This is a genomic window from Streptococcus marmotae (assembly GCF_001623565.1).
Taxonomy (GTDB): Bacteria; Bacillota; Bacilli; order Lactobacillales; family Streptococcaceae; genus Streptococcus; species Streptococcus marmotae.
Map to the genome: position 1 here is coordinate 2,082,326 of NZ_CP015196.1, position 19,152 is coordinate 2,101,477.

Sequence of the window (19,152 nt, forward strand, 5' to 3'; positions counted from 1 at the left end):
TCTCTCCTTATTCTCCATTTGATTTTTCAAAATGCATCTGAACCATTGTCACAACAGCAATGACAAGCAGTAAAATAACAGAGGCTGCCGATCCACGACCATAATTCAAATCTTTGTTAAATGAATCATAAATAAAAATCCCTTGGGTTGTTGAAGCGCCATTTGGACCTCCAGAAGCATACATATAAGGTACATCTAGCATTTGCATGGTTGTAATCACTGCCATAATTAGTTGAATAAAAATCATAAAGGAAATATTAGGGAGAATGATGTGGCGAATCCTACCAAAGCCTGTACAACCATCTAAGGCTGCTGATTCAATGATATCTCCAGAAATTCCCTGAATCGCAGATAAATACAAGAATACCGTCAAGCCCCCACCCAAGACGCCCGGAAAAATAATACAGAATTTTACTAAATCTGGATCACTCAGCCAAGCCTGGGGACTACCACCCAAAAATTTAAGTATCTGATTCGCAACACCATATTCTGGGTGCCAAATCCATTTCCAGATGATAACATTGACCGAAGTTGGAATCAAGGCTGGCAAGATATACAAGGTGGTTAATGATTTTTTTAACCGAACCAATTCATTTAAGAAAAGCGCTTGAATAAGCGGAATAACGAAACACATCACCAATTGGAGACCCAATAAAACAAAGGTATTGCTCCAAGCCCCCAATAATGCTCCATCTTAAACATTTCTGCATAATTAGCAAATCCGACAAATTTCCCAGGCGGATGTACTGGATCATATTGAAATAATGAGATATAAAATGCACTGAAAATTGGATAATATTTCAGCCATAAGGTAAACACAATGGGCAAAAATAAAATGAACCAAGGGGTCATTTTTCGTTTGAAAGAATGCCTTGTCGATTTTATCTTTTTTACTGATTGCAAATACATTTTATTGCTTCCTTTCAATCGTTTCTTTTTTATAAGATTTTTCTAAATCAAACGAACTTCTTTTAGCAATGTTTCAGGTCGTTTATCAAAAGTTTTTTTACAAGTCCCATTGGGACAAACCAAGATGATCACGATGCGCTCACCCCACAAAATAATGTAATCTGGAAGATTACGTATAAAAAAGAAAGGAACCACATGAATAAATCTATTTCCCGAAAAGCTAGTAACATTACTAACTTAGAAAATTCATATCATCATCGGTTCACTTTCTCTTATGACAAAAATCTATTGACACAGATTGCTATTATTTTTTATTCGCTTCATTAAATTTATCCAGAGCTTCTGTTTCACACAATTTTTGAGCTTCAGCAAAAACTTTTTCTGGATCTGCAGATGGATCCGCTAAAATTTTCTGTACAGCACGATCTACATATGAACCAAAATCACCTTTTCCATAAAATTCTAAACGACCAATCGTTTTCACTTTTTCCAGCACAGCTGCATATTCTTCTGGGAATTCGTAAAAATCAGTTGCATTAATATCTGAACGAGGGACAATAATCGGATTTGCTGCACCTTTTGTAGCTAAATTTTCAAAATAAGAAGAGATGTACTCTTTACTTGAGTAGAATTTGATAAATTCCCACGCTGCATCTTTTTTAGCCTGATCAGATTTCGCATTAATCAGCCAATTCACACCTCCGATAGCGGTTACTTGCTTTCCACCAGGTCCTACAGGCGGCAATGCAAGTCCAATATCATCAGGATCAATCCCATTTGTAATTGCCTCAGATACCCAGTCGCTAGCAAAAGGCATCATCCCCACTTTTCCAAGACCGAAGTTTGTTACTAAATCAGTAAATTTCAAGGTTAAGTCGCTTTGAATCACTCCTTCTTTCTTCAGCTCTTGATAGTATTTTGCTGCCTTGATAACCGCCGGATCTGTAAAGGTTAAGGTTGCTGTACCATCTTCATTTTGCTTCGTTAAATCACCACCAGCTTGCCATACATAATATTGGAAGAACCACTCTGTCCATTCCGCTGCCAATGTCGCATAACCTGTTGTTTGTTCTGAAAGTGCAGAAATCTTCTTGGCTGCCGCCAACGCTTCTTCCCAGTTCTTGGGCGCTTCATTCAATCCTACTTCTTTAAACAATGCTTTATTGTAGCCAAAGAGCATTGGTGACACCCGTGTTGGAACGGCATAGATTTTACCATCCTTCGTAAACATATCAGTATAGTCTTTGGTAAAATATTGCCACTCATCCCATTTATCTGTATAGTTATTTAAAGGCTCTAAAATCCCTTTAGCTATATAGGAATTCGTTACTGTGAAGGAAGCTTCTACCAGGTCTGGAGCTGTACCAGCTGCTACTCCTTGATAAAATTCATTCCCTGGATCACCTTCTTTGACAACTTTATTCAATTTAATATTTGGATGTTCTTCTAAAAATTTTTTCTCCATAGAAGCTGACCAGTCATCTGCATTTCGACTCGTAACCCAAAGCGTCAATTCTACTTGCTCATTGCTACTGTCTTTCATTTTTTCAGCAGTTGAAGAGCCACATCCGAATAAGGAAGCAGCCAACAAAGTGGTGCATAATGCTGTCGAAAAGAATTTCTTTTTCATCATAACACGGTCTCCTTTTTTCTTTTCCTAAACCACACAGAACAATCCTTGTGTGGTTTATAATAATGATATTTTCTAAGAATAGGATACCAAAAAAGCGCTTACAAGACCATAAAAAAATAGGATGACTTTTATATTATTTCTTGTATAAATTCATATTTTATCATATAAAATGTCACAAAATCATATAAAATGATATAATAATGAAGATAAGGGAGATACAGTGATGAGCAAACAAGAATTTCATATTTTTAATAATCGTTCCTATATTGATTTATATCCTGTTCAATTTGGTAAGGAAATCTGCCAACCTCTACATTCATTTGGTCCAACCAAAAAGCAACATTACCTCTTTCATTACATTGTTTCTGGTTCAGGAGACTTCTATCTCACCGAAAAGCAAAAAAGTTTTCATCTCACAGCTGGCCAGGGCTTTTTGATAGCGCCTGATAGTATTTGTAGCTATGAAGCAGATCTTGCTGATCCTTGGACCTATATCTGGATTGAATTCGACGGTCTAAAGGCCGAACATTTTTTACACCAAGCAGGGCTATCCAAGACTCAACCAATTTTCACGTCTTCACAGCCTCCTGCGGAAAGCGATGTTTACAAAGAGATAAACCACATCCAACAACTTCATAATGCTAAAAGTGCACAGCTCATTGGGCATCTCTATCTATTTATTGCTGCCTTGATGGAGGAATCAGCTACCAAACAGATAAGTAAGCATAATGATGCCAAAGACTTATATATTCGAGAAGCTATTAATTTTGTGGAACGTAATCTTAGCAAACCTATATCCATTGATGATATTGCAAAACAGTGCAATCTAAATCGTCATTATTTTAGTCGCCTCTTCAAAGAGCAGATGGGAATCTCTCCCCAACAATTTCTCATTCAATACCGCATGAGCCAGGCCTGTGAACTATTAAAAGATACCGATAAGCAGCTCAAAGAAATTGCGGAACTAGTCGGTTATTCGAATCAGTTTAATTTTTCAAGTGCTTTTAAAAATCACTACCAACTTTCTCCTAATCAATGGCGCAAAAAAATGAAAGTACTAGATAAAAAATGAAACAGTTATTGCGGCATAGTGATACACTCCTCTTATCGTGGATAGTAAAAAAATCACCAAAAATTATATGCCTACTGAAATAGTAAACTTGGAATGTCGTTAGGAAATTTCCAGAAAAATAACAGACTCTGAACATAGGCAAGGATAATTCAATGAAAAACGCTAGACTTAAAAGCGAGGAAAGAAAAAAATATAGTGTCTTTTGACGTCTCCTATTAAGAACTCTGACACCATGCAAAGAGCGAGACCGACTGTCACCTTAACAGTGCAGTTGCGTCTCGCTCTTTTTTACCTTATATTTGTCAAGAATCAAAATCTGATGTCGTTACCTCACCTTGCTTCAACACTCCAGCGGACTGTTGAAGGTTGAAAATAGAGCCTAGGGCAAAAGTCCCTAACCTCATTACTTTTGTAGATTTAACAGTTTAGCGTATATCAATAGTCAGGGGAATGACGATTGATACCTGAGCTTGGAAATCAAAAAGCGGGTTTGTCTGGTTTGTAAAACGTTGATAAATCAACATTCTAGTAGAGGAGGCTAGCGAGCATTTCTTCGCTAGCTCTATTTCCAACCTTTCACAATTCTCAATTGCAAGGAGCGAGCTACGCTCGTTCTATTTCCAGCCTTCCACAATTCTCAATTGTAAGGAGCGAGCTATGCTCGTTCTATTTCCAGCCTTCCACAATTCTCAATTGTGGAAGCTAGTCAACCTTGCGAGAGAAGTAAACGAATCCACTGGATTCGTTTAGCCCGAACTTAGAAATAAAGAAGTGAGGTAAATCGATTTCTTCGAAATCACGATTGAGTCCCACTCCCCTAGTCAGATATTAATTTTTATAGAGTACTAGCTACTTCTTTTCACTAACTGTTCCGTTATATTGTGTAATAGGTCTTTGGCTGGGTGATTTGGCAACTGTTCAATCGCAGATACTGCTTTTTGTGTAAAGCGCTCTGCTAGCTTCCTTGCCTGCTCCAATCCCCCTTCTTGTTTCATTAAAGCAACAACAGCCTGCACATCTTCTTCTGTCATATCCTCCCGCTTATCCAAATAAGGACGAAAGGCGGTAGGATTTTTTTGTAGAGCACACAAGAGGGGCAAGTTGTAAATACCTTGACCAATATCTTCCAAGACAGGCTTATTTAATGCAGATTGTTCTTCTGTATAGTCTAGCAAATCGTCAATCATCTGAAAGGCCATACCAATATAAAAGCCGATGTGCCCTGCCAAGCGGATTATTTCCTGATCTGCGCCACCAAAGTAGGCACCTTCTCGACTCGCCAGCTTAAATAAAGCAGCGGTTTTCCCAGCAGTAGCTCGTAAATAGGCATGGACGGTTTGTGCTTGATTGTAATAGGCAGACATCTGATCAAGCTCACCAACTAGTATTTTCTTCATTGCCTTGGCGTTGACATTCATATAAGGAGAACCAGGCATAGACTCTAGGAGTAAGGCAAAAAAGACGGTAAAGAGCAAGTCTCCTGTGTAGACGGCAACATCCTTACCAAATCGACTTTGAATCGTCACCTGTCCCCGCCGTAGCGGAGAATCATCGATAATATCATCATGAACCAAAGTTGCCAAATGCAGGACCTCAAGAGAGGCTGCAACGGTTAGCAACTTGTCCTCATCGAGTCTTGGTGTATCGCCAAATTCCTCAAATAAAAAGAAAAAAGCAGGGCGAAGGTACTTTCCACCTGCGCCATTTAACTCCACTAGTGCCTGCTTAATCCCCGTATGTCGTATGTGGACCTTCTTTTCAATCAAGGTCCTCACGCTGTCAAGTTTTTCCTCCAAACCCTCATAGCGACTCCAATACGCTGCCATTTCCTAATCTCCTTGATTCCTAACTGCTCTCTATTTTACATTATTTAGGCTGTAATAGCTAGTACTGCATGTTAGAAATTTTATTGACATCTTTCTTATTTAAGCATTAATCAAGTGTATCTGATAGGATAAGCACAATTTATGTTGTATAAGGGTGTTGCATCTCCTGCTTTACAAAACCAACTTTTGCCCATACTCCTCAAAAACGATCCACTAGTTTATCACAACAAAACATAAGAAAAACACTTCTTCAAAACTAGTGCAAACTAGAAATAGAAGTGTTTTCTTGATTGCCAAAAAATATTCACGTACATTCCTTATCGTCATACGGCTCTAAAAACATCACTGCTCCTTGTTTTAGAAATATTATGACAATACCTTTAGTTGACATTATTCATTGACTTGATAGGCCTTTCTTTTAAGGGTTAATGCCTCTTCAATAACCACTTGTTGTTGATCAAGCTTAAAGAATTTTGTGACACTGTATGCCATTAGCAGCATTCCAATCATCGGAATGATACTAAATAATAATCGAATCATGATTAGGGATGTTTCTGATTGTACAGAAGTTGAACCAGAATAACCAGCTATACCTAGTAGTATGCCTAACAAAGCCGATCCTAAACCGCCTCCAATTTTTGCAAATGCCCCTCCTAATAGTCCAACCGAACTATCCAAGCGAGCGAGTCCGATATACTCATTGTAATCAGCCATTTGAACAGATAAATTTGCCTGTAAAGAAACAAATGGAAACTGTCCAACTCCTGAAATAAAAGCTCCTAGGAGCAAGAGAGGGATATTTTTGCCTGCAAAGAAATACAATAAATATCCTACAGCACTAACGACTGCTCCTCCTGCAATCATTTGAGATACCGAATACTTTTTCATCAACATTGGAAAAAGGAGCGTAACAGGCAATGCCAAAATTCCGATAAATTGAATGGTACTATAGAGACCGATATCTCCTACAATATATGTAAAATAATAGGTTGCAGCATTCATTCCGATTACAATGTTATAAAAACCTGCCATACCAGCTGTTGCCCAAGTAAATTTATTTCGTTTTAACATGACCAATACATCTTTGAATGCCACCTTTTCGTAGCCACTCGCGGCATCAAGAAACGGATCTTCTTTGATAATGAAAAATCGACCTAACCCAATAACTAATAAAGGTAGAGCATAAATCAATAGTAAAGACTTCCATCCTTCCGGACTGGTAGCAAGTTTAGCCATCATGATTGGGAATGAAACAGATACTACAATACCTCCGATCATGGTTAACAAACCACCGTAGATACCAACTTTAGCAATTTTTTCATTATCATTATCAAAAGCTCGAATCATATAAGGTGTTTGACAAGCCAACAGTAAGGTTGTAAAAATCGAGAACACCATAGTATACATGAAAAACACCCAAATTGCTTTTATTGTCAAGCTCCAGCTAACAGGTGTGTAAAATAGTGCTAGAGTACACAACCAAACCCCAACAATACACCATTCATACGGGCGGCCTTTCCCCCATTTTGTTTTTGTATTGTCTACAATGAAAGACGCCACAAAATCCGTTACACCATCAAACAATTTACTAAGCAGTATTAAAGAACCAACTAAAGTAGCAGGCATTTTCAGAGTATCTGTGCAAAATATCATTAAATAGCCTATAATAATTGTATTTGCCGCAACCGAAACAGCTCGACTAGCCCATCCAACTGTCTTGACAAAGCCGATAGTTTTTTTATCCTGATTTTCGTGAACCGATGCTGAATTTTTCTTAAACATTTTGAGTTCCTCCACATCTTTTTTGAACAACAGATAACAGTCTACCAATATTATCTTTCAATCTTAATACATCAATCTCTCCCCTTTTAACAGCATCTAGTAAAGGTTTTGTATAGGTGTCATCTGTAGATCCAGGTGTTAACCAAGTATTTCCCCCTGCAACAGCTTTTACGATATCCACTGAATCATATGAATTCCAGTCTGTCATGACAAAACCTTCAAATCCAAATTCCTGTCTAAAAATACCTTGTAATAATTCTTCATCCTCAGCCGTAAAAACGCCGTTACAAGCATTATAGGCTGTCATTATTGAATCTGGCTTGTGAATCGACATGGCAATTTCAAATACTTTGAGATAAATTTCTCTGAGAGCACGCTCGCTAATAAAACTATGATTCCGTTTACGCGATGACTCACAATTATTTGCAACAACATGTTTATAACAGCTAGAAATACCGTTTTCTTCTAAGCCCTTTGCATGAAAACCAGCCATATAACCTGCTAATAGTGGGTCTTCGCTATAATATTCTGGATGGCGACCATTCAATGGATCGCGATGAATATTCATCGCAGGTGCCAGAATCATCTGAATATCTTGCTCTTTTGCTTCTTTTGCAATGACTTCACCAACTTGGTAAGACAAGGTTGTATTCCAGCTTGAACAAACTGTGTTACTACAAGGCATACCAATATTTGGATTGTGGACATTGACACCATTGTTACCATCTGATACGGCAAACCGTGGTAGATTTCTGTTTTCTAAAAGATATATTCGACCGGCTTCTCCTGTCTCGTGCATCCCCCATCCTGCAGAAGCACAGACACTAAGTCTTGTCAATTCTTCAATGGTGTAATCTGAAACCAAATCAGTATACTCATTTTCCCTTGGAATAAACTGTTGACGTATAGCAGTTGGCGTCAAACTTGTATACTCTTTCTTTTGACCTGACTTTTGTCCTTTAGGGAACGAAACACCTTTTTTTGATATTGTATCAATCTCTACAGGCGGAAGCATATAATGATGAGATTCTTTATAAATTACTTTCTCAGGAATTGTCAATGCCCCAACTACTGTTGTTTGTTGGACATCTGTTCCTACTAAAATATTGTAATTCCCTGCTTCTAACACCCAATTAGCAGATTGAACATCAAAGGAAGTTAATGATTCTTTTTCGACTGTCAATATTATTTCTTGACTTTCTCCACTTGCTAATAACTCTGTTTTTGCGAATGCGACTAAACGCTTGTCTGGTTGCTCCAACATTCCATCTGGGATAGACACATATACTTGAATAATATCTTTTCCTGAATAATTACCAATATTTGTGACGTTAACCTTCAATTGATTCTGTTCAAACCTTGTTTCCCATCTAAATTGTGTGTAAGAAAGGCCAAATCCAAATGGAAATGCAACGTTTTTCTTAAAAGTTTCAAAATATCTGTAGCCAACATAAATGTCTTCTTCATAAAAAGTATCAATAAAATATGGAGAATCTGCCTTGGCTTTTGGATCCCCATCAGCTGGTTGATAGAAATTAGGACTCGAAGGATAATCATAATAGTCCAAAGCCCAGGTATCTGGTAGTTTAGCAGATGGCGTAACTCGCCCATCCAAAATTTCGACAAGTGCCTTTCCACCTAACATACCAGGGAATCCACACCACAACAAAGCATCCACCTGATATGCTTCTGCCCAAGACACATCGATTGGGTAACCTGAATTAATAACGACAATCAGAGAATCCGAATTTTGTCGCAATGATTTTAGTTGTTCCTCTTCTTCAGTTGTTAAGTAGTATTCTCCGAGTTTGGCTTCATTATCAAAATTTTCACCTGAGGCTCGGCTAATCACCAACAAACCTATCGCAGCATCTGAGGAACGAGTAAAATCAGAAAACTCATCAATCGCACGTCGGAGGTTAATATGATACCTTGGATTAATTTTTCCAGCACCTACAGCTGCTAAGCGAAATTGATTTTCGTTCACAATATTTAAGGCACTATCCTTTGGTAGCGGTAAAACATTATTCTTATTCTTTAGTAGTACAATTCCTTCTCTAGCAGCTTGCAGAGCAATAGCATCATGTTCTTGATATTCAGGATTTATCCTTGTTTTTTCTTTCGTATGAACCGTAATTGTTTGAGGATCCATCTGATTGCCATCACTATCCACATATCCCTCAATAAGAAGCTCATAATCTGTATTGTAGTTTAAACAAATATCCCTTAATGGAATTCCTAACATTTGTACTCCACCAGCATCTTCTATACTAGTTAATAGTGTGTTTGGTATACGTTCTCCTTTATAATAAACGTTTCCAGGGATTGTGAGATCCATCTCTTTCGTAAATCTCACAATCAAAGCACCAGCAAATCCCTTTTCGAGCATATAAAATTTTCCGTCTACATCATCAATATCATAAAGAAACGGCTCACTCGTATTCACTTCAGGCTTAATAGAACGACGATCTCGAATAACTACAGTGACTTCTTCATCATTTGCCAGTTGTAGACAGGCCTTCAAGATATCTTCAAATTCTGGTGCATTGCTAATTAAGACTGAAATTGGAACAGCACTAATATATTGATAGTTTGGTCCATCAATCATACCTGGTACATGTGAAGTGAAAAAATCTAACACTTCTTGTTTTTCCAAAAGTTTATATAGAGGTGTCTCTACTGTATATTTCTGCATAGTCTTCTCCTATTCGAATATCTCTTTCCCAGCTTGTCCTAAGAACAGTAAACTATCTTTAATCTGTCTATTTTTACTCTTGCGGTCTACACCAATCAAACCAAATTTCATACCAAATCCTCTTTGCCATTCAAAATTATCTAATAGACTCCAATATAGATAGCCCATTAACGGTATTCCTTCTTGACGACATATATGTAATTCCTTTAAAGCAGTGTCAATAAATTGAATCCTCATCGCATCGTCTTCAGTCGCTACACCATTTTCTGTCACAAATATTTTTCCATCAAATTCTTTTGCGACTTTCCGAACAACATTAGCAATCCCTTGAGGGTAATATTCATACCCCATTTGAGTTAATATACTTCCATCAGGAGCGGACTGTGAGCCATTTTTATCAATAATCACTCTAGTATAATTTTGAACGCCGAGAAAGTCATCGTCTTCGATAGCAGATTTAAAATCTCGAAAATCATTTTGCCATTTTTCTTCTGCTTCATTTAGTGCTTCCGCCGAGTCATCACCCAACTGTATATCATAAAGACTTAAAGTCAACCCGACTTTTAATTGATTATTAACGGCCTTTATTTTTTTCCGAGCTTTCATGTGTGCCAATCGAATCACATCGTTTCCAAAATCAGTTCTCATTGACAAAAATGTATTTGCAATCTCTCCTTCAGGAAATCCCAGAATTTCTCTAGCCTCATCTTGCTCTTTTTGTAAATCAGCTGGCAAAGCAAGATTTAGCCCAACCTGAGGATCGATTCCCATTTGTCTCATAAACATTTTTGCTACTTCAGCAATTTGAACCCCCATGTTTGCTTCATTTATTGTACAGATATATGTTAATTCTGAACCTAATTCTTTCGCAATCAATTCTGCGTAATTTGCGAAATAGGTGGCTGTTTGAGAGTTTTCCCATCCGCCTTCTCCGATTAACCATGCTGGACTAGAAAAGTGATGTAATGTGACAATTGGCTCAAGCCCCTGTTTTTTACAATAGGAAATGACATCTCGATAATGTTGTATTTCGCTTTTATCGATTGTTCCTTTTTGAGGTTCTATCCGAGCCCACTCAATAGAAAAACGGTATGCATTTAAACCAGCCTCTTTCATGTAATCAATATCTTCTTGATATCTTTCATAATGCTCACATGCTTCTAACGATGGTTCGGTAAAACTTGTATGTTCTAAATTTTCCATCACCCAGAAATCGCTGTGCAGATTATTTCCTTCAACTTGGTGAGCAGCCGTTGCAGCTCCAATGTAAAAATCCATAACATCCTCCTTTTGTAAACGCTTGCTTTATGCTTTCTTATATTGTACAATACCAATAAGAAAACAGTTATCATTATTTTGTTTTTTCTATAACATTTTTGCTTAATGTGGATAGTTGGCTAAATTTTAACAGAAAAAACAAAATAATACTATTTAGTGAGGTAGCCATGGAAGAAATCAGCTTTTTAAAAACATTGATAAGTTATGCTTATCATTTAGATTTAGTTTGTTACGATAGACTAGAAAATCCATCTAGCGATAATAATCCTTTACTAAACATACTACTAACTGAAGAAAATCTAGTTCACAAAGCCCTTGTCCAAGGTCTAGCAACGGATAAACCATTCATTTTATCAAATCAGATTAATTTAACTTGGTTTGTTGCTATTGAAAAAGAAAATAATGAGTTGAAGAACGTTTTCTTTTTAGGTCCTGTATATTTATCAGACCCTGACCCTGTCCCGATATCTCATTATGTGCAACAGCTGGCTATTTCCTTTTCAAATAGAATTGAATTAGAGAATTATCTGAAAAACATTCCTGTTACACCAATACTATCGCTCCTCCAAAATGGTATGATGCTTCATTATACATTAACGAAAGAAAAAATTGCCCTTCATCAAATTTTAGCAGAGAATCGTTCCGAAGAAAAAATTCCTTCCCATCATTCGGAGAACTCGCCTAATCACAGTGCCTGGTTGATTGAATCACAAATTATGCAATTAGTTGAAGAAGGGAATTCGAATTTTCGGGAAAAACTTAGTGAATTATCCCTTAACCGAAATGTTGGGCATCTTAGCAATAATGATTCTCTAAGACAGGTAAAAAATATGATATTAGCAAGCGTTGTACTTGTATCTCGAGCAGCCATAAGAGGAGGACTCAGCCCAGCAATTGCCTACCCTCTCAGCGATTATTATATTCGTTCTACTGAAAAATGTCAGACGATTTCTGAACTCACAAATATTAACAATATTATGATGGAAGACTTTGTAAATCGTGTCCATCAAACGAAAGAATCTCCTATAAAAAATAAATATTTACTGATTGTACGTGATTATATTGATAGTCATTTAGATAAACCACTTTCTGTTGAAGAACTGGCTCAACTGGTTAACTATTCACCTTATTATCTCACTAGAAAATTTAAAAAAGAATTTAATATTGATATCATTCATTATATCCAGCAAGCAAGGCTCGCTTATTCTTTAGATTTAATCCGATACAGTCAAATGTCGATTCAGGATATCAGTCAACAATTATATTTTTCATCACCAAGCTATTTTTCTAAATTATTCAAAGAATATTATCAGTGCACACCTAACACCTATCGAAAAGACTATCAGCTGCCTCCTAATAAATAAAAAAGAGAATAAAGCCTACAATTACTCGCTTTCAAATGTTAATATCAAGATAGAAAAGATTTTTGCAACATTCAAAAACTTTGGGGTCACAAATGAATTTCATTGCTAGAATTATCAACAGAGAACTAGGTTTCTCGTTTCTCGGCTCGTGAAAAAACAATCCACCTTTCTAACCACGCTTTTCCATTTGACAAGCGCGGGAAAAACAGTCCGCTGGACCTTAACTCGCTTTCTCGTTTCTCGGCTCGTGAAAAAACAATCCACCGGATTGTTTTTTTATGCTATACTAGTCTATAGAATACTTGAGGAGGTGTGTATGATTAAATTACTAGCTCTTGATATGGATGGGACCTTGTTGAATAGTCAGAAGCAACTGACCCAACCACAGATTGAGGCGATTCATAAAGCGATTGAAATGGGGGTTAAGCTCGTACTGTGTACTGGCAGAATGCTTCCAGGGGTCAAGCCGTATTTTGACCAACTAGGACTGGATGCAGAAAATGAATATGTCATTGTCAATAATGGCTGCTCCACTCATCAAACGAGTGACTGGAAACTGATTGACTGGGCAGAACTATCCCCTGATGAAATTCGGTATCTAGCAACTTTTATTCCAGAAAGTGAGATGCAGCTGACCTTATTTGACGAGGAGCATTATTATGTCTTAGAAGATGAACCAAATGAATATTCACGGACAGATGCTCATCTTGTTTTTGTAGAGCCAACGATTTTAAGCATGGAGAACGCAACCAACCAGAGCCGTCATCTGTTCCAAGCCATGTATGTCGGAACAAAAGAAGCCACTGATGCCTTTGAAAGCAACTATGCTGACCTACTCCGTAAGGACTTCGATGCCGTACGCTCACAAGATGTCCTACTTGAAATTTTGCCAACAGGTGCCAATAAGGCTTCTGCTCTCAAAAAGCTTGCAGAACACTTGAGAATCTTACCCGAAGAAATTATGGCGATGGGTGATGCCAATAATGATATTGAAATGTTGGAATTTGCTGGTCTAAGTATTGCAATGGGCAATGCTAGCGATCTTGTCCAATCGTTGGCAGATGACGTTACGGATACCAATGACTGCGATGGCGTTGCCAAAGCCATTTATAAACATATCTTACAGCAATAAAAAATACCAAAAGGAGAAAATCATGAAATACCCTACACTTTTAGAACGATTCCTTGTCTACGTGAAAGAAAATACACGCTCTGACGAGACGTCCACTACCACACCTAGTACGCAAAATCAGGTTGAATTTGCCCAAAACATCCTGCTTCCTGAAATGGAACGCATCGGACTTCAAAATGTTCACTACTTGCCAAATGGATTTGCCGTAGGAACACTCCCTGCCAATGACCCTACTTTGACACGTAAGATTGGCTTTATTGCCCATATGGATACCGCAGACTTCAATGCCGAAGGTGTCAATCCGCAGATTATTGAAAACTATGACGGAAATCCGATTGCCCTTGGGACATCTGGTTTTGAATTGCATCCAAAAGATTTTCCGCAATTAAACAACTATCACGGGCAAACCTTGATTACAACAGACGGAACTACCTTGCTTGGTTCTGACGATAAATCAGGAATTGCTGAGATTATGACAGCCATTGAATACCTGGTAGCTCATCCTGAAATCAAACACTGCGAAATTCGGGTCGGATTTGGTCCAGATGAAGAGATCGGTGTAGGAGCAGATAAATTTGATGTGGAAGATTTTGATGTTGATTTTGCCTATACGATGGATGGCGGTCCACTCGGCGAACTCCAATACGAAACTTTTAGCGCTGCTGGTGCTAAGATTGATTTCCTTGGACGAAATGTTCACCCTGGGTCTGCTAAAAATCAAATGATCAATGCCTTCCAACTAGCAATTGACTTCCATAATGCTCTCCCAGAAGCAGATCGCCCAGAAAAAACAGATGGGTATCAAGGGTTCTTCCATTTGATGGACATGTCAGGAAGCGTTGATCAAGCACAAACAACATACATCATTCGTGATTTTGAAGAAGCTGATTTTGAAGCCCGCAAACAGTTGATGCTAGATATTGCTGAGAAGATGAATCAAGATTTTGACACACCACGCGTCATCGTCAACCTTCATGACCAATACTATAACATGAAGAAAATCATCGAAAAGGATATGACCCCCATTACCATTGCTAAAGAAGTTATGGAAAATCTTGACATCACACCAATCATTGAGCCAGTTCGTGGTGGAACCGACGGATCAAAAATTTCCTTCATGGGTATTCCAACACCAAATATCTTTGCAGGTGGTGAGAATATGCATGGCCGCTTTGAATTTGTCAGCCTTGAAACCATGGAAAAAGCTGTCGATGTCATTCTAGGAATTGTGGGACACCAATAAAAATACAATACGATAAACGCCCTTCAACGCATATTAGGGCGTTTTTTCCCCACCGCAACCAACAGTAGCAAGATGTAAACTGAGCTTTCTTGGCAAATATCCTTGCATTTGCTACAGTAAGGATAGGAGGTGACCTATATGTTACTACATGAAAAAATTCGTTTCATTCGCACCATTCATCAATTGTCACAGGAACAATTCGCTGAAGAATTTCTGGTCAGTCGCCAATCAGTTTCCAAGTGGGAAAATGGCACTGCTATTCCTGATCTGCACATTCTCATCAAGATAGCTGATTTTGTCGATATGACTTTGGACCAACTGGTCCGTGATGACATTGATCTTCCAATCCAGCAAGACCAACATCATCCTGAACCAGAGATTGAGCCACAGCGGAATGCAAGTTTTGCTATTCAAGACTATCTAGGAAAGGTCTGCGATGTTTCCCTTAATACGATGTGGTACCAAGTTCTGCGAAATGTCAAAATCGTTGGGATCTATCAAAATATGGTCTGCTTTGAAAAGCGGCAACGCTACGGCTACTTTCATCTCGGTCGCTGTATCGATATTCTGGTCAAAAAAGAAGAGGAGTATATTCCCTACAATCAAATTGCTTTGGGAAAATGTAAAGCCTACACGAATACCAACCAATTCTGGGGTGGAAATCACTATCTCTTCAGCCAAGTAACTGCCGTCAATGAAAGAGGAATTGAACTCCAAACGGGACAATTTACATCCTTTATTGATTTCCAGCATTTAGTAGTTCTCCTAATGAAATAGACGAATCAAGCACTTTTTCAGGTGCTTGTTTTTATTATATAAAAAATTTATATATTACTCTTGACTTCCTTTGGCAATATGTATATAATTTATATATAAAATATTTATATATAAGAGAGGTGAACGTATGTACTATCCTGTTTCCTCTGTCTTAATTGAATTTCTGATTCTATCGATTGTCGAAAAACAGGACTCCTACGGATATGAAATCAGTCAGACCGTTAAGATTGTAGCTGATATTAAGGAATCAACCTTATATCCCATTCTGAAAAAACTCGAAAAAGCAGGCTTTGTGACGACCTATTCTCAAGAATTTCAAGGGCGCAAGCGCAAATATTACAAAATTACCGACCAAGGTCGCAAGCAGATTATCTTTTTGCAAACCGAATGGACGGAATACAAGGACAATATAGACGGTATTATAGAAGGGAGCTTACGTAAATGACACGCAACGACTATATCACTCAATTACAGAAATATCTTAAACGCTTGCCAGCAGAGGATTATCAAGATGCCATGGAACATTTTAATGAATACTTTGACGAAGCTGGATTAGAAAACGAGGCACAGGTCATTGCTGAGCTAGGTAGTCCCAAGCAGGCTGCACGCGAAATCCTGAACCAACTCTATGATAAAAAGACTGAGATGGGTACTGCTACGGCTAAAAATACCATTCTCATTGTAATACTCAGTATCCTAGCAGCTCCTTTAGCCTTTCCTTTAGCTCTGACCCTCTTGGCCTTGTTTTTGACCGCTATTATCCTGGTTTTCAGTTTCCTCTTGGTCCTAGCTTCTATATGGATTAGTGCGATTGCTTTAGGCATCGGATTTATCTTTACAGCTTTTCAGGTTCTTTCAATCGCCTGGAGTAGCTCACTCCTCTTTATTGGACTTGGACTAGCCGCTATTACTCTAGGGCTTCTTGGTACACAGATGACAATTATTCTTGGAAAAAAGACTGTCCTTGCTCTTATTCACTTGATGCAAGAAAAAATTATTAGGAGAAACCGCTATGAAATCATTTAACCGTTTTACCAAAACCTGTCTAACTCTTCTCTTTGTCGGACTCAGCCTTGCAGGTGCGGGCTTTCTACTAGGCGGTTGGAAGAATCTGAAACAAGAAGTCGATCTCAATCGAAAGTTAGAAACCATTGACTTTGACAAGGTAGAGTCGCTTGATATTCAAACGAGTATCATTATCGCTCCGTCAAAAGATAAGCAGTTTCATCTGAGTTACTATCACTACCTGAAAGATCAGTTTCCGCCTGTAAACTACCGATTAAAAGATAAACAACTGACAATCAACGATAATCAGCCGAACTCGTTCATCAATACGGACGGTCTACTTGATATCGTTCTACATCTTAGTCAGCAAAATTGGGTTGAAGAACGCATCCCGCGCCTTGAAGTACCTAAGGGAACAAGCCTAAAAGAGCTGAAAGGTCTTGTTGATATAGGAGATATTGATCTTAAAAACATTACCATTGATACTGCCGAACTAACTGTCAATGTTGGCCCTGTCAAACTAAGTAACGTCGACATCGGTACACTCCATTTAGATGTCGATGCAGGAGAAATTCAACTGGCAGATGTCAGCCTAGCTCCCCCAATTGTCAAAGAAGGCTCTAGCCTGTTGAACAAAAGCTCGATTAGCTTAAATACCGGAGATATTACCGCAACTAACCTCAGCCTAACTGGACAAAATAGCATCTTTACAGACATCGGCAACATTGACCTGCAACTCAACCCTAAAACAGTTGTCAACATTGAAGCAAACACAGACCTCGGTAGCGTATCCAATCACTTCCAAAACCAACCCAACTCCCAGAATCGCCTCATTCTTGAAACCAATGCAGGTGACATTCGGGTGCAATAGAGGTGGATAATGAAAAAAGTTATCTCAGGAACTCTACTTGCCATTCTAGCTATTAGTGTTAGTCAACTAGTTGCTTTTCTCATCTCCACTCTCTTTCCTCAATATGCTATTCGACAAGCGATAATAGCCATTATCTATCCAGCTACCTGTCTATTTCTTGTTCAACTCTTATCCAGGCGCTACTTTCACAAGGATTTTCATTTCCTCTTAGGGAACAGAAATTCTCTCAAACCGATTTGGCTATTCGTAAGTCTTCTTCTCCCGACAGGTGTGTTTGCTTTCTATCTCCTAATAGGAGGTAAAATTTACTTGAATCAGGGCATAATAATGAATGATTTGTTCATACATTCTATCCTCGTTGGAGGAATAGCGGTAGCCTTTGCTGAGGAGCTTGTTTTCAGAGGATTTCTACAAAAACTTTTCCAAGATCGGTTTGGACTGGGTGTTGCTTGTTTGATACCATCGTTCATTTTTGCAACCCTTCACCTATTTAATGGCAAGTTAGACCTCATAGAGACCTTCCTCTTATTAGTTGCTGGAACAAGTGTCGGTACAATGTTTGCTTTGATCAGGATAGAAAGTCACTCTCTTCTCAATAGTTGGATCCTACATGTCGCATGGAACAGTATGACAAGTTTGATAGCCATCGGTACAATAAACAATCCAGAAACTATAGCAACACTCATCCTCCCATCTTCAACTCCTCTCCTTACGGGCGGACAATATGGAGTCGACATTACCCTTCCAGCAATGCTTGGCTATCTTCTTGTCGCTGGATTTGCTTGGAGGAAGATAGGAAATGTAATTAAGGAGGACCTCTCATGACCCATTCAGCACTAAGCGTTTCACATCTATCGAAAGATTTTCAAATCGATCAGCACAAGACCATTTCTGTCTTAAAGGATATCTCCTTTGAAGCCCAATACGGTGAATTTATCAGCATTCTTGGTATCAGTGGCTCTGGAAAATCAACCCTACTAAAATGCATGTCTAGTCTTCTTATTCCCTCTAGTGGGGCTATCTGCATCAATGGGGTAAATCCTTATAAACTCCGAAATAGTCAACTTGCTAAACTGCGTCGGAATCATATTGCTTTTATTTTTCAATCCTACAACCTACTTCCGGCCTTACCAGTCCTTGAAAATATTGCCCTTCCCTTGCGGCTATCCCATCGACCTGTTCCCGTAGCAACCATTCGCAACCTGCTATCACAAATGAAGTTTCAGGCAGACATCCATGCCTTTGTCAAACATCTTTCTGGTGGAGAACAGCAAAAGGTGGCCATTGCACGCGCTATCCTATCAGATAGTTCTATTGTGTTTGCAGATGAACCTACAGGAGCTTTAGATAGTGGCTCTCGTCAAGTCATTTTCACCTTATTAAAGCAACTAGCCCAAAAAGGAAAATGTGTTCTTATGGTCACGCACGACATCGAATTAGCCTCTCAAACAGACCGAGCACTCATTTTAAAAGATGGTCAAATTGCTCACGATATTGACTCACCTTCCCCTGATGTACTATACCAAGCACTTGGCATTTCAACATTCGATTAATGAGGAGGAGAA

Annotated in this window: 16 protein-coding genes; 10 read left to right on the plus strand and 6 right to left on the minus strand. The window is 38.5% G+C overall.

The features are described from left to right. Positions 1 to 7: 7 nt before the first annotated feature. Positions 8 to 682: a carbohydrate ABC transporter permease gene (locus tag A4H00_RS10130; RefSeq protein WP_206281831.1), complete on the minus strand. Its 675-nt coding sequence runs from the start codon at positions 680 to 682 to the stop codon at positions 8 to 10. 531 nt (positions 683 to 1,213) lie between these two features. Beyond that, positions 1,214 to 2,542: an extracellular solute-binding protein gene (locus A4H00_RS10135; RefSeq protein WP_206281832.1), complete on the minus strand. Its 1,329-nt coding sequence runs from the start codon at positions 2,540 to 2,542 to the stop codon at positions 1,214 to 1,216. Positions 2,543 to 2,765: 223 nt separating this feature from the next. On the opposite strand from A4H00_RS10135, the gene A4H00_RS10140 reads away from it, so the two are divergent. Then, positions 2,766 to 3,614, plus strand: a complete 849-nt coding sequence (locus A4H00_RS10140) for an AraC family transcriptional regulator (protein WP_067090610.1) — start codon at positions 2,766 to 2,768, stop codon at positions 3,612 to 3,614. Positions 3,615 to 4,459: 845 nt separating this feature from the next. Here the strand turns inward: A4H00_RS10140 and A4H00_RS10145 are convergent. From A4H00_RS10145 to A4H00_RS10160, 4 genes are all read right to left on the minus strand, one after another. Continuing rightward, positions 4,460 to 5,440 carry a polyprenyl synthetase family protein gene (locus A4H00_RS10145; RefSeq protein WP_067090614.1) on the minus strand — a complete coding sequence of 327 codons (981 nt, stop codon included), beginning with the start codon at positions 5,438 to 5,440 and terminating at the stop codon, positions 4,460 to 4,462. A 390-nt stretch (positions 5,441 to 5,830) separates the two neighbouring features. Further along, positions 5,831 to 7,222 (minus strand): MFS transporter, encoded by a 1,392-nt coding sequence (locus A4H00_RS10150; protein WP_067090619.1) that lies wholly within the window; start codon positions 7,220 to 7,222, stop codon positions 5,831 to 5,833. After that, complete coding sequence (locus tag A4H00_RS10155; RefSeq protein ID WP_067090624.1) at positions 7,215 to 9,917, minus strand: beta-glucosidase; 2,703 nt, start codon at positions 9,915 to 9,917, stop codon at positions 7,215 to 7,217. The genes A4H00_RS10150 and A4H00_RS10155 overlap by 8 nt, the downstream gene beginning before the upstream one ends. A 9-nt stretch (positions 9,918 to 9,926) precedes the next feature. Then, positions 9,927 to 11,195 carry a glycoside hydrolase family 1 protein gene (locus tag A4H00_RS10160; protein ID WP_067090628.1) on the minus strand — a complete coding sequence of 423 codons (1,269 nt, stop codon included), beginning with the start codon at positions 11,193 to 11,195 and terminating at the stop codon, positions 9,927 to 9,929. A 167-nt stretch (positions 11,196 to 11,362) separates the two neighbouring features. Between A4H00_RS10160 and A4H00_RS10165 the strand changes: the two genes are divergently transcribed. From A4H00_RS10165 to A4H00_RS10205, 9 genes are all read left to right on the plus strand, one after another. Continuing rightward, positions 11,363 to 12,559 carry a helix-turn-helix domain-containing protein gene (locus A4H00_RS10165; protein WP_067090632.1) on the plus strand — a complete coding sequence of 399 codons (1,197 nt, stop codon included), beginning with the start codon at positions 11,363 to 11,365 and terminating at the stop codon, positions 12,557 to 12,559. Positions 12,560 to 12,875: 316 nt separating this feature from the next. Next, complete coding sequence (locus A4H00_RS10170; protein WP_067090637.1) at positions 12,876 to 13,691, plus strand: Cof-type HAD-IIB family hydrolase; 816 nt, start codon at positions 12,876 to 12,878, stop codon at positions 13,689 to 13,691. A 22-nt stretch (positions 13,692 to 13,713) separates the two neighbouring features. Beyond that, the gene (gene pepT / locus A4H00_RS10175) at positions 13,714 to 14,934 is read left to right on the plus strand and encodes a peptidase T (protein WP_067090641.1); all 1,221 of its coding nucleotides are present in this window, start codon (positions 13,714 to 13,716) and stop codon (positions 14,932 to 14,934) included. Between the two features lie 138 nt (positions 14,935 to 15,072). Next, positions 15,073 to 15,711, plus strand: a complete 639-nt coding sequence (locus tag A4H00_RS10180; protein ID WP_067090644.1) for a helix-turn-helix transcriptional regulator — start codon at positions 15,073 to 15,075, stop codon at positions 15,709 to 15,711. A gap of 127 nt (positions 15,712 to 15,838) precedes the next feature. Beyond that, positions 15,839 to 16,156, plus strand: coding sequence for a PadR family transcriptional regulator (locus tag A4H00_RS10185; RefSeq protein WP_067090648.1), 318 nt, complete (start codon positions 15,839 to 15,841; stop codon positions 16,154 to 16,156). Then, positions 16,153 to 16,737 (plus strand): DUF1700 domain-containing protein, encoded by a 585-nt coding sequence (locus tag A4H00_RS10190; protein ID WP_067090652.1) that lies wholly within the window; start codon positions 16,153 to 16,155, stop codon positions 16,735 to 16,737. The genes A4H00_RS10185 and A4H00_RS10190 overlap by 4 nt, the downstream gene beginning before the upstream one ends. Continuing rightward, the gene (locus tag A4H00_RS10195) at positions 16,724 to 17,587 is read left to right on the plus strand and encodes a DUF4097 family beta strand repeat-containing protein (protein WP_067090657.1); all 864 of its coding nucleotides are present in this window, start codon (positions 16,724 to 16,726) and stop codon (positions 17,585 to 17,587) included. Before A4H00_RS10190 ends, A4H00_RS10195 begins: the two co-directional genes overlap by 14 nt. A 9-nt stretch (positions 17,588 to 17,596) precedes the next feature. Beyond that, entirely contained in the window at positions 17,597 to 18,412 is an 816-nt protein-coding gene (locus A4H00_RS12035) for a CPBP family intramembrane glutamic endopeptidase (protein ID WP_067090662.1), read from the plus strand. Further along, on the plus strand, positions 18,409 to 19,140 hold the full coding sequence (locus tag A4H00_RS10205; RefSeq protein WP_067090664.1) for an ABC transporter ATP-binding protein: 732 nt from the start codon (positions 18,409 to 18,411) through the stop codon (positions 19,138 to 19,140). The genes A4H00_RS12035 and A4H00_RS10205 overlap by 4 nt, the downstream gene beginning before the upstream one ends. The last annotated feature ends 12 nt before the right edge of the window (positions 19,141 to 19,152 follow it).

Bases quoted from the DNA above. Each gene is read 5' to 3' on its own strand.
- A4H00_RS10135 (WP_206281832.1), bottom strand. From the start codon at position 2,542: ATGATGAAAAAGAAATTCTTTTCGACAGCATTATGCACCACTTTGTTG.
- A4H00_RS10140 (WP_067090610.1), top strand. From the start codon at position 2,766: ATGAGCAAACAAGAATTTCATATTTTTAATAATCGTTCCTATATTGAT.
- A4H00_RS10145 (WP_067090614.1), bottom strand. From the start codon at position 5,440: ATGGCAGCGTATTGGAGTCGCTATGAGGGTTTGGAGGAAAAACTTGAC.
- A4H00_RS10150 (WP_067090619.1), bottom strand. From the start codon at position 7,222: ATGTTTAAGAAAAATTCAGCATCGGTTCACGAAAATCAGGATAAAAAA.
- A4H00_RS10155 (WP_067090624.1), bottom strand. From the start codon at position 9,917: ATGCAGAAATATACAGTAGAGACACCTCTATATAAACTTTTGGAAAAA.
- A4H00_RS10160 (WP_067090628.1), bottom strand. From the start codon at position 11,195: ATGGATTTTTACATTGGAGCTGCAACGGCTGCTCACCAAGTTGAAGGA.
- A4H00_RS10165 (WP_067090632.1), top strand. From the start codon at position 11,363: ATGGAAGAAATCAGCTTTTTAAAAACATTGATAAGTTATGCTTATCAT.
- A4H00_RS10170 (WP_067090637.1), top strand. From the start codon at position 12,876: ATGATTAAATTACTAGCTCTTGATATGGATGGGACCTTGTTGAATAGT.
- pepT (WP_067090641.1), top strand. From the start codon at position 13,714: ATGAAATACCCTACACTTTTAGAACGATTCCTTGTCTACGTGAAAGAA.
- A4H00_RS10180 (WP_067090644.1), top strand. From the start codon at position 15,073: ATGTTACTACATGAAAAAATTCGTTTCATTCGCACCATTCATCAATTG.
- A4H00_RS10185 (WP_067090648.1), top strand. From the start codon at position 15,839: ATGTACTATCCTGTTTCCTCTGTCTTAATTGAATTTCTGATTCTATCG.
- A4H00_RS10190 (WP_067090652.1), top strand. From the start codon at position 16,153: ATGACACGCAACGACTATATCACTCAATTACAGAAATATCTTAAACGC.
- A4H00_RS10195 (WP_067090657.1), top strand. From the start codon at position 16,724: ATGAAATCATTTAACCGTTTTACCAAAACCTGTCTAACTCTTCTCTTT.
- A4H00_RS12035 (WP_067090662.1), top strand. From the start codon at position 17,597: ATGAAAAAAGTTATCTCAGGAACTCTACTTGCCATTCTAGCTATTAGT.
- A4H00_RS10205 (WP_067090664.1), top strand. From the start codon at position 18,409: ATGACCCATTCAGCACTAAGCGTTTCACATCTATCGAAAGATTTTCAA.